This window comes from Paenibacillus shunpengii (assembly GCF_042684905.1).
Taxonomy (GTDB): domain Bacteria; phylum Bacillota; class Bacilli; order Paenibacillales; family Paenibacillaceae; genus Paenibacillus; species Paenibacillus shunpengii.
This window is the reverse complement of sequence record NZ_JBHUMJ010000004.1, coordinates 321160-332093: the sequence shown is the minus strand read 5'-3', so window position 1 is coordinate 332093 and position 10934 is coordinate 321160. Positions and strand designations below refer to the sequence as shown.

General features: G+C 48.2%; 11 protein-coding genes. 1 reads left to right on the top strand and 10 read right to left on the bottom strand.

Going from position 1 to position 10934, the window contains the following annotated elements; all coding sequences use genetic code 11:
* Positions 1 to 5: 5 nt before the first annotated feature.
* The 10 genes from rlmN to ACFSVM_RS17850 form a co-directional block, all read right to left on the bottom strand.
* Positions 6 to 1058 carry a 23S rRNA (adenine(2503)-C(2))-methyltransferase RlmN gene (gene rlmN, locus ACFSVM_RS17895; protein ID WP_047911230.1) on the bottom strand — a complete coding sequence of 351 codons (1053 nt, stop codon included), beginning with the start codon at positions 1056 to 1058 and terminating at the stop codon, positions 6 to 8.
* A gap of 169 nt (positions 1059 to 1227) precedes the next feature.
* Positions 1228 to 2547, bottom strand: a complete 1320-nt coding sequence (gene rsmB / locus ACFSVM_RS17890; protein ID WP_379263845.1) for a 16S rRNA (cytosine(967)-C(5))-methyltransferase RsmB — start codon at positions 2545 to 2547, stop codon at positions 1228 to 1230.
* 125 nt (positions 2548 to 2672) lie between these two features.
* Positions 2673 to 3635, bottom strand: coding sequence for a methionyl-tRNA formyltransferase (fmt, locus tag ACFSVM_RS17885; RefSeq protein ID WP_379263704.1), 963 nt, complete (start codon positions 3633 to 3635; stop codon positions 2673 to 2675).
* 12 nt (positions 3636 to 3647) lie between these two features.
* Positions 3648 to 4130: a peptide deformylase gene (gene def / locus ACFSVM_RS17880; protein ID WP_379263702.1), complete on the bottom strand. Its 483-nt coding sequence runs from the start codon at positions 4128 to 4130 to the stop codon at positions 3648 to 3650.
* Positions 4131 to 4222: 92 nt separating this feature from the next.
* Entirely contained in the window at positions 4223 to 6805 is a 2583-nt protein-coding gene (gene priA, locus ACFSVM_RS17875) for a primosomal protein N' (RefSeq protein WP_379263700.1), read from the bottom strand.
* Positions 6792 to 8003: a bifunctional phosphopantothenoylcysteine decarboxylase/phosphopantothenate--cysteine ligase CoaBC gene (gene coaBC / locus ACFSVM_RS17870; protein WP_379263698.1), complete on the bottom strand. Its 1212-nt coding sequence runs from the start codon at positions 8001 to 8003 to the stop codon at positions 6792 to 6794. Before coaBC ends, priA begins: the two co-directional genes overlap by 14 nt.
* 125 nt (positions 8004 to 8128) lie before the next feature.
* Positions 8129 to 8362: a DNA-directed RNA polymerase subunit omega gene (gene rpoZ, locus ACFSVM_RS17865; RefSeq protein WP_274358934.1), complete on the bottom strand. Its 234-nt coding sequence runs from the start codon at positions 8360 to 8362 to the stop codon at positions 8129 to 8131.
* Between the two features lie 10 nt (positions 8363 to 8372).
* A complete protein-coding gene (gene gmk, locus ACFSVM_RS17860; RefSeq protein WP_047910955.1) occupies positions 8373 to 8954 on the bottom strand; it encodes a guanylate kinase in 582 nt (193 codons plus the stop codon).
* Positions 8955 to 8967: 13 nt separating this feature from the next.
* Positions 8968 to 9228, bottom strand: coding sequence for an extracellular matrix/biofilm regulator RemA (gene remA / locus ACFSVM_RS17855; protein WP_006209218.1), 261 nt, complete (start codon positions 9226 to 9228; stop codon positions 8968 to 8970).
* A 118-nt stretch (positions 9229 to 9346) separates the two neighbouring features.
* Positions 9347 to 10234: a YicC/YloC family endoribonuclease gene (locus ACFSVM_RS17850; RefSeq protein ID WP_047910954.1), complete on the bottom strand. Its 888-nt coding sequence runs from the start codon at positions 10232 to 10234 to the stop codon at positions 9347 to 9349.
* 200 nt (positions 10235 to 10434) lie between these two features.
* Between ACFSVM_RS17850 and ACFSVM_RS17845 the strand changes: the two genes are divergently transcribed.
* A complete protein-coding gene (locus ACFSVM_RS17845) occupies positions 10435 to 10827 on the top strand; it encodes an acyl-CoA thioesterase (RefSeq protein WP_076313159.1) in 393 nt (130 codons plus the stop codon).
* Positions 10828 to 10934 lie beyond the last annotated feature (107 nt).

Below are 10934 nucleotides of genomic sequence, written 5' to 3'. Positions count from 1 at the left end.
TCACCTCAAGCTTCCTTGTGCTTCTCCATGTGCTTCGCACGCAGCTGACCACAAGCGGCTGCGATATCATGACCCTGCTCTCTGCGGATTGTTACATTAACTCCATGATCAGCGAGGATACGCTGGAACTGGAATATATCCTTGCGAGCCGTTCTGATATATTTACGCTCCGGCACATAGTTTACCGGGATCAGATTGACATGGCACAGCATGTCCTTCAGAACACCCGCAAGCTCTTCGGCATGCTCCGGCTGATCGTTAACGCCGCCGATCAAGGCATATTCGAATGTAATACGTCGTCCTGTTTTGCCTTGGTAATAGCGAAGGGACTCCATTACATCATCAAAAGGGAACCGGCGGTTAACAGGCATCAGCTTCGAACGCAGCTTATCATTCGGTGCATGGATGGAGATAGCCAGGTTAATCTGGGTGTCCTCATCAGCAAATTTATAAATATTCGGAACAATACCGCTTGTCGACACTGTGATATGACGCTGACCAATATTCAAACCTTTCTCGTGAATCATCGTTCTAAGGAACTTCATCGTCTCATCGTAGTTCTCAAATGGCTCACCCGTACCCATAATTACGATACTGCTCACACGTTCATTGCGTTCATCCAGTATTTGCTGGGAGCGCACGACTTGAGCAATAATCTCACCAGCAGTTAGGTTCCGCTTCAAACCGCCCAGTGTAGAGGCGCAAAAAGTACAGCCGACTCTGCAGCCGACCTGTGTCGTCACACATACACTGTTGCCATAGTTATGCTTCATAATGACCGTCTCAATTGCGTGGTCATCATGCAGTCCGAACAGAAACTTTACGGTGCCGTCCTTGGACTCAAACTTCGTAATTTCCGAAAGCGTCACGAATTGAAACTGATCATCAAGCTTCTCACGTAAAGCTTTCGAGAGATTTGTCATTTCTGAAAAATCATTCACTCTCTTTACATAAACCCAATCGTAGATTTGAGCAGCACGAAACTTCGGCTCCCCATTCTCGACTGCCCACTGCTCTAACTCTTCGAGCGTGTAATCATATATAAAAGGCTTTGTCATTTCATTCACACCTGTTCTTTCCAATTGATCTATAGACATATTATTTCTCATTCTACCCATTTTAGCACATAATTCAGTATTCATCTATGCAGGTCTTTATGCCGGCAACTGCAAAAAGCCGCCAATACCTGACGGTTACTGGCGGCAGTCTTGTTATTGATCCACTTTTTTACGATGTTTCTACCCTTGTCAATCTTGCAATATAGAATCCGTCGCTATGAAACTGGTGAGGCAAAATTTGAATTCCGTACTCATCCAATATGGCAGAGTGCCGAAGTTCTTCTCTCAGCGACAGATGACCTGCAGGGGCAAATTGATCGTTCTCCTTCAAGAATCGTTCTACGACACCGCCATTCTCAGCATGCTCTGTCGTACAAGTACTGTACACAAGCGTTCCTCCAGGCTTCAACAGCTTGGATACACGGCTTAGCAGCTCATATTGCAGCGTACTGATGGCTTCAACATCCTCTGGGGATTTGGTCCACCTAAGGTCCGGCTTTCTGCGAATAACCCCAAATCCAGAGCAAGGTGCATCGAGCAATATGCGGTCAAACGAAGCTTCCTTGTAGTTGGAAGCCAGATCAAGCGCATCATGGCATACGGTCTCAATACTGGCGAGCCCCAGCCTTTCCGCTTGTCTATGAATAAGCTCTACTTTGTGAGGATGAATGTCATTAGCAATAATACGGCCTCGATCCTCCATCTTCTCACCCATATGCGAGGTCTTGCCTCCGGGTGCAGCGCAGCAGTCCAGAACGGTCATGCCTGGCTTCGGGTCCACCGCTCCTGCCACAAGCATGGAGCTCTCATCCTGTACAGAGAGCATCCCTTCCTTATACCAATCGGTAAGAGCCATATTCCCCCCACTCTTGACGATAATCCCATCATCACTGAGAAGAGAAGGCTCCACGACAAGTCCTTCCTCCTGCATCTCTTGAATTAGCTTATTTCTCGAGATCATGGTCGTATTCACCCGAACACTGACCGGAGGTGCCTCGTTGTTCGCCCTGCACATCGCTTCAGCTTCCTGCTCTCCGTATTGTTCAATCCAGCGCTGCACAAGCCATTCAGGATGGGAGTGCATCAGTGCGATGCGTTCTGCGGCAGGAAGGCTGTCTGGAATCGTCAGCTTGTCCCGGTTTCTCAGAATATTGCGCAGCACCCCGTTCACCATTCCGGATATACCCTGATGGCCTTTGCGCTTGGCGATATTTACCGCTTCACTTACCGCCGCATGATCCGGCACGCGGTCCAAATATAGAATTTGATACAGACTCAGCCGAAGCAGACTGCGAACCCAGGGCTGAAGCTTGGCAAGTCCTTTAGCTACATAGGATTCAAGATAGTAATCCAATGTCTTTTGACGGGCAATGGTGCCATATACCAGCTCCGTGGCTAGTCCCGTATCAGCAGGGGTGAGATTGGCCTGTTTCAGCACTTGATTCAGAAGCAGATTGCTGTAGGCTCCTTCCTGTTCAACCGCAGCCAAGACTTGAAGCGCCGCTTCTCTGCTGGATACCTTGCGCTTACTAGAAGCTGCAGACTGAGCACCGCTCTTCTCTCTACCCTTATTGGATGTATTGCCAAGACGCGGATTATTGTTGTCTCTTGACCTCACTTCAGCACCGTCCCTGCTGTGAGCGATCCGCCGCGGGCAAAATCACCGGCAGCCATCGCCTTCTTACCGGCAGGCTGCACCTCTGACAGCCACAGTGAGCCGTCGCCTGTCTTCACTTCAATGCCAAGCTTGGACATCCCAAGCACCGTTCCGGGCTCTGCATTCTTGCTGGCATTTGATGCTTGAAGGTAAGGCTCTGGTAGCTTGGAAGGATTGATAGTGCCCCAGACTTTGAATACCTGCTCGTCCCATAATGTAAATCCTCCAGAGTATGGAGTAAGCCCCCGTACCTGGTCATAAATTTGACGTGATTGACGAGACCAGTCGATCTTCTCATCCTCTCGGGATAGGTTCTTCGCATAAGTTGCCTCATCCTCCTTCTGAGGAGTGGCCTGCACTTTTCCCTTAGTCAGATTGGCCATCTCGCGCATCAGCAGCTCTGCTCCAGCAAGGCTGAGCTTCTCGAACATCGTACCTGAAGTATCCTCATCCTCAATTGCGACCTCTACCCTAGAGATCATATCACCGGTATCTAGACCTTCAGCCATGTACATTAGCGTTACTCCCGTAACCTTCTCACCATTCATGATCGAACGCTGGATCGGTGCACCTCCCCGATATTTCGGCAGTAACGATCCATGCACGTTAACACATCCGTACTGAGGCATATCGAGCACGGATCTCGGCAAGATTTGTCCAAAGGCAGCAGTAACAATGAGATCCGGCTTCCATTTGGCAAGCTCTGCTACAGATTCTTCATTACGAAGCCTTGTCGGCTGAAACACGGGAATACCGTGCTTCAGCGCAGCTTCTTTGACCGGAGGCGGTGTCAGAACCTTTTTTCGTCCTTGAGGTTTATCCGGCTGAGTCACTACAAGGCTGATGTTGTATCCTTCCTCAAGCAATCTCTCAAGTGAAGGCACAGCAAAGGCCGGTGTTCCCATAAAAACGATGTTCATTTCCATACCTCCTTATTTACCGCGGTTCGGTTCAGCTCCCATTTCATACACTTTTTCAGCGAGATCTGTAAACAAAACACCATTGAGATGATCGATCTCATGCTGGAACGCTCTCGCGAACAAACCACTGCCCGTTACCGTAATTTCTTTGCCATCACGGTCAAGACCCTTTACTGTTACCGTTTCAGCTCTGCGCACATCTCCGTTGTAGCCTGGAATGCTCAGACAGCCCTCCGGTCCAAATTGCTCTCCTTCCGAGCTAACAATCTCAGGGTTGATCATTTTGATCAAACCGTGATCATCGCCAACATCGACTACGATCAGCCGCTTCAAGATACCGACCTGCGGTGCAGCAAGACCTACACCATCCGCATCATACATTGTCTCCGCCATATCATCGAGCAGTTTTTGAACATTAGGTGTGATCTTCGTTACTTCCTTGGCTACCTTGTGCAATACCTCATCCGGTTCTTTTACAATCAATCGAATTGACATGCTGCTAAACACCTTCCTATGAACGTAATCATTTCAGGATTGAATCATCCTGCGTCATGTTAAATTATATGGTCTAAAATCCCGATCCTGAACTACATCAGCATCTGTGGATCGACATCAAGGCTTATAAGCAAATCCTTACCCTGAAAATCCTGTTCCATCTTCCTCGCCATATTTTTCACAAGGCCGATGGCATCAATTTCCCCACGCCATTTTATCATACATTGAAACCTGTATCTATTTTTTAATCGCGGCATAGGCGAGGCAACCGGACCCAGCACATCAAATGCATCAGAACTAAACCGATCCAGACTGCCGAGCAGCCCCATCTTCTGCGCCTGCTCCTTGAGAAGTCTCGTGTAATTCTCCGCTGCCCTTACAAGAACAGGAAGCTGCTCATGAGAGAACGTCACCAGGATCAGCCGGCAGTACGGCGGATACTGCAGAGCGCGCCTGTGACCCAGTTCATCCTTGATAAATGAGAGATAATCATGGCTTCCTGCATGCACTATGGAATAATGATCCGGTGTATAGGACTGTACGAACACCTCTCCTGGCAGCTGATGACGGCCCGCACGGCCTGCAACCTGAGTCAGCAGCTGGAATGTTTTCTCAGCCGCTCTGAAGTCAGGCAGATTCAGCGCTGAATCGGCGGTGATCACACCCACCAGCGTCACATCCGGAAAATCAAGCCCTTTGGCCACCATCTGTGTTCCAAGCAATATATCTGCCTTCTTCTCTCGAAAAGCTTTGAGCAGCTTCTCGTGGGAGCCTTTTTCAGTCGTGGTGTCCACATCCATCCGAATGACCCGCACGCCAGGAAACAGCTTTGCCAGCTCTTCCTCTACGCGCTGAGTCCCCGTGCCAAAATATCGGATATGCTCGCTGCCGCAATCCGGACAAATCTGGGGAGCCGTTTCCGCATAACCGCAGTAGTGACATCGCAAATTGTTGCTTCGCTGGTGATACGTAAGAGAAATATCGCACTCCGGACAGCTCGCCACATAGCCGCAGCTGCGGCACATCACAAAGGTTGAGTAACCCCGGCGGTTCAAGAGAAGCACCGTCTGCTCTCCGCGTTCAATCCGCTCGGCAATTCCTTGGTGCAGAGCTCTGCTGAACATCGACCGATTACCGTCTTTCAGCTCCTCCCTCATGTCAATGATCCGTACCTTTGGAAGCTCATTGCCCAAGGCACGATAGTTCATCTCCATGAGAACCGGAGCAAATTCATCACTAGCTTGTGACCTGGCAGCATAGTAGCTCTCAAGCGAGGGCGTGGCCGAGCCTAAAATAACGGCTGCTCCATGCTGCTTGGAGCGTTCCACCGCTACATCTCTTGCATGATATTTCGGGGTCTCCTCCTGCTTATAGGAGGTCTCATGCTCTTCATCAATGATGATCAGTCCCAGCTGATCGAAGGGAGCAAACACAGCAGATCGGGCACCGATCGCCACCTTGACCTTACCCTCACGGATTTTGCGCCATTCATCATATCGCTCTCCGCCCGATAACCTGCTGTGCATGACGGCAACCTGGTCACCAAAACGCCCCTTGAATCTTTCAACCATCTGCGGTGTAAGTGAAATCTCTGGAACGAGCACAATCGCCTGACGATTCTGCTTAATGCAGCGCTGAATGGCTTGCAGATATACTTCCGTCTTACCGCTGCCTGTTACACCATGCAGCAGAAATACACCCTGCTCACGTTCATCTAACTGTCTTGCAATCCGGTCATAGACGGCCTGCTGTTCCAATGTGAGCGGAAGCGGCTCGGTTGGCTTGAAATCACGTCCACGGTATGGATCGCGGAACACTTCCACTTCAGAGATCGAGATTAAGCCCTTGTCTTCAAGCCCTTTCACTGTGGCGGCAGATACCTGAAGTGCAGACAGCACGTCTTTAAGCGGCATGGGAAGAAGCTCCTTCGCTTCGAGCAAAAAAGACAAGACCTCTTTCTGCCGTTTCCCTTTAGCCGGGAAGTCAGCAAGCGCCTCCTCAGCCTCTTGCTCACTTACAGCAAGATGGACCGCCTTCAGCATCTTCTTCTGCAGCTTGTCCTTAATCATCTGTTCCTCATGCAGAATGCCGCTGCGAATTAAACGCTTGATTTCCTTAGAATGATCCGGATACCGATCACTTAGATGATCAAGTGTCACTTGTTCTTTGCTCCGTACATATCGGATGATTTCATCCTGGATGGACACATTCTCCGGTGAATCCGGCATAGCAAATAATACAGGTCCGTCGCTCGAAGCCTGAGATTCTTGCGCGGTCTGCTCCTCTAATGATTCAAACCCTTCCGAAACAGAAACATAACGCTTGGATTTGCCCTTCAGCGCAGTCGGAATCATGACCTGTAAGGCCATAATCGCACTGCAGGCGTAATGCCGGCTCATCCATCTTCCAAGCTCCACCAGATCTGGCGACAGCGGTGGAACCAGGTCCAAGAGTTCGGCAATTGGCTTCAGCTTAAAATCTGTGTTTACTGCCTCTTCCAGCCCAACGACAAAGCCCTGAACCGTTCGATGTCCAAAAGGCACCCCGACACGACTTCCTATCTCTACCCAGCCCTTAAGCGATTCCGGAATCAAGTAATCAAAAGTGCGGTCCACGTCTTTGGCAGGCACGTCTACTATCACTTTTGCTATATTCACAAGCTCACTTCCTCCCATCCATTCGGGAGGCTGCAATCAGCAGTACTTGCCGTGCTACTTCTTCTTTGGCCGTCACAGGTATTTCCTTGACCAAGCCCTGCTTGTCAAAAATCTTAACTGCATTCGTATCTGTCCCGAATCCAACACCCTCTTGAGTGACGTCATTAGCAACGATCAGATCCGCATTTTTACGTTCGAGCTTAGATGCTGCATGTAGCTCCAGATCATTCGTTTCCGCCGCAAACCCGATTAAGAATTGATGTGTTTTGGCTTTTCCCAGTGATTCAAGAATGTCAACCGTCTTGACGAGCTCGAGCGTAAGTGTCTCACCCTTTTTCTTAATCTTCTGCTTCGCCGCCTCCATCGGACGATAGTCAGCAACCGCAGCTGCCTTAACAACGATATCGCTCTGTTCCCAACGCTCAAATACTGCCTGATGCATATCATCTGCAGACTGAACTGGAACGACGGTTATTCCTTCTGGGTACTTGACCTGTATATTAGCTGCAATTAACGTGACCTCTGCGCCCATGTCCTTAGCTGTTTTGGCAAAAGCAACTCCCATCTTACCCGAGGAATCATTGGTAATGTATCTAACTGGGTCGATTCGTTCAATGGTACCGCCTGCAGTAACTACCATTTTTTTGCCTAAGAGGGGCATGCCTGCTTCTTCCTCACCAAAAAAACGCTCGATTACATCCACAATGGTCTCAGGCTCTTCGAGCCGTCCTTTTCCGACATACCCACAGGCAAGCTGTCCTACCCCCGGCTCGATAAAATGCACACCACGTGAATATAACGTATTCATGTTATGGATCACGGCAGGATGCTCATACATGTGTACATTCATGGCAGGCGCGACCATTACCGGCGCTGTCGTTGCCAGCAATGTCGTTGTCAGCATATCATCTGCAAGTCCATGAGCCATCTTGGCAATCACATTCGCTGTTGCGGGTGCAACAAGGACCAGATCTGCTGTATCCGCTAGGTTTATATGTGAGACAACGGATGCATCACGTTCATCAAAGGTATCTGTATATACCGGATTTCGTGATAATGACTGAAGGGTCAGCTCTGTAATGAACTCCTTGGCGGATGCCGTCATGATGACGTGTACCTCTGCTCCCTTCTGGACGAGCTTACTTGTCAGCGCAGCGGCCTTATAAGCTGCAATCCCTCCTGAAACACCGAGCACAATTTTTTTACCGTTCAGCATATGCGCTCCCCCTGTTCTGATTAAGATTTGGGACTTATGCGAATTACGCGTCTAAAGAAAAAAATAACAACCTTGCGGTTGTCACTTTTATCAGGGCTGTACCTTATTCGTATTTCGCGTATAGATTATGACTGGCTGTCTTGTTCTTCTGCTTCCTCTTCGTCATGACCTTTCTCCACACGCACAAAATCACCATAGATCTCTTCAAGTGCAATACCGACTTGCTTATGGGATTTCGGATTTCTGAGTTCGGATTTCTCACCTTCACGCAGCTGTCTGGCGCGTCTCGAAGCTGCAACCACCAGAGAGTATTTACTGTCTACCTTGTTCATCATTTCATCAATAGATGGATATAGCATGGAGCACTCCTCATTTCGATTTACTATTTATTTTACAATGTTCGGCGATGATGATCGATTCTATTCGTTTGCAGGCCAAATCAATTTCATCGTTGACAACGGCATAATCATATTGCTGCAGCAAACTGATCTCCTGCTCGGCTACAGACATGCGGTGATCAATGGTCGCTTGATTCTCGGTGCCTCTGCCTTGAATTCGATCCTTCAATTCATCAAGAGACGGAGGCAGCAGAAATACGAAAATTCCTTCCGGGAACTTCTCTTTGACTTTGAGAGCTCCTTGGACTTCAATCTCCAAAATGATATCTTTGCCGGAATTAAGAGTCTCCTCTACGAAATCACGCGGGGTTCCATAATAGTTACCTACATACTCCGCATGCTCCAGAAGCTGATCCTTCTCAATCATATCAAGAAACTGCTCTCGACTCTTGAAAAAATAATTGACTCCGTTCTCTTCACCAAGTCTTGGCTGACGAGTTGTCGCTGACACTGAATAGATGAGTTCAGGAACTCGTTTTCTTAGAGCGGTACACACGGTTCCTTTTCCTACACCGGACGGTCCTGATAATACAATTAGTAATCCCTTAGACATATTACACTCCATTTTATTCGTCGTTGTCATCGTCTTTAGAAGATAAACGATGGGCAACCGTCTCCGGCTGCACTGCAGACAGGATCACATGATCACTGTCTGTAATTATTACCGCACGTGTTCTGCGTCCATATGTAGCGTCAATCAACATGTGACGATCCCGTGCTTCCTGTATAATTCTTTTGATTGGGGCGGATTCAGGACTAACAATAGAAATGATGCGATTCGCCGAAACGATATTGCCGAATCCTATATTTATGAGTTTAATTGCCATATTCAGGTTCGTCCCCCTATTACTGGTGTAATCTTTGCAAAACTGAATCAATTTCATAAAAATCATTAAAAAAGCAGCTAAAGGTATTATGAAATTGCTTCAACTTAGTGTTCATTGCCTATTCTAAATTCGCAGCTTGTTCTCTGATCTTCTCCAGCTCGGCCTTCATCTCGACTACAAGATTAACCAGCCCCAGGTGGTGAGCTTTAGTGCCGATGGTGTTGACTTCACGATTCATCTCCTGGATCAAGAAATCAAGCTTGCGCCCTATAGGCTCACGCACGGTGAGCAGCTCTTCGCACTGAGCCATATGACTAGAGAGACGAGTCAGTTCCTCATCTATGTTGGATCGGTCGGCAAAAATCGCGATCTCCATACCAAATCTATGTTCATCGAATGGTGCATCAGAAATTTCGGTTAATCGCTGTCTCAGCTTGCTTCGGTACTCCGTCACTACAGCTGGCGCTAACTGAACCATCGCTGCATGATGAGCCTGCAGACTCAATATTCGCGACTTCAAATCAGCGGCAAGATGACTTCCTTCACGAGAGCGCATATCAAGCAGCTCATCAAGTGCAAGCGCTAGTCCTTCCTGCAGCGCAGTCTCCCAGTTCTCGTCCTCAAAGACTGTAAGATTGCTCATCTCCTCAGAACTCACTAACACACCAGGCAGCTGCAGCATCTCTGAAATGGTCAGATTCCCCTTCATCCCGAAGCTGGACTCAAGCTCCCTTGAAGCCTCAAGATAGGAAGCAGCCATCTGCTTGTTCAGCACAGTACCTCTGCTGCTGTCATCCAATTCTCTCGTAATGAAAACATCAATTCTGCCTCGTGCAAGTTTACGCTGTACCATTCTGCGAAGCCCGTCTTCGAAACGACTCCATTCCCTTGGCATCCTAAAGACAACTTCACAGTATCTATGGTTGACAGATTTGACTTCAAGTTGTACCTTATACCCGCCATAGCTGAGCAAATATTGACCGTATCCGGTCATACTGAATGACATCGGCATCACATCCATTATACTATTGTATCGGATAATACAGGCTTAAACAAGTACGATAATCATGGGGGATTTGCCATTAATTCATACCATTATTGCCTAATTCAGGGCTTCCTATTAGAATCTGCATACATTATTTATTTGCACTTCAGGCACCGGCTTCCTAGTAACGACCCATAAAAACTTAAACAGGAGAGCTGCTTATGAAAACAGAACTGAACCTTATTGTTCGTCCCACCGAGATTGATGTTAACGGCCACGTAAATAATGCGAAATATCTAGAATATCTGGAATGGGCACGAGATGAATGGTATGAAGCGGGAGGGCTGTCATACAAAACACTACTTGAGCTTGGCTGTCAGACGGTCACCGTTAATATCAATATCAACTATCGCAAGGAATGCTATCAGGGCCAGCTTCTTACGGTCACAACAGAACAGGACAGTGCCCGGAATTCAAGTTATGTGCTTAGGCAAATGATATTAAATGAAGCCCAGGAGATCTGCGCAGACGCGCTCATTACAAGCGTGACCATCGACCCTTCCACTCGAAAAAGCAGACCGATACCGGAACAGCTCCGGAACCTTTTCTCATGATCAATCAATTGCTTAAACTTAACCATCATATGATAGAGCAACCGCACAAAAGTCCGTACCTGCAGTATTCAGCACAGCAGGCACGGACTTTTTTCCGATTTCATTCG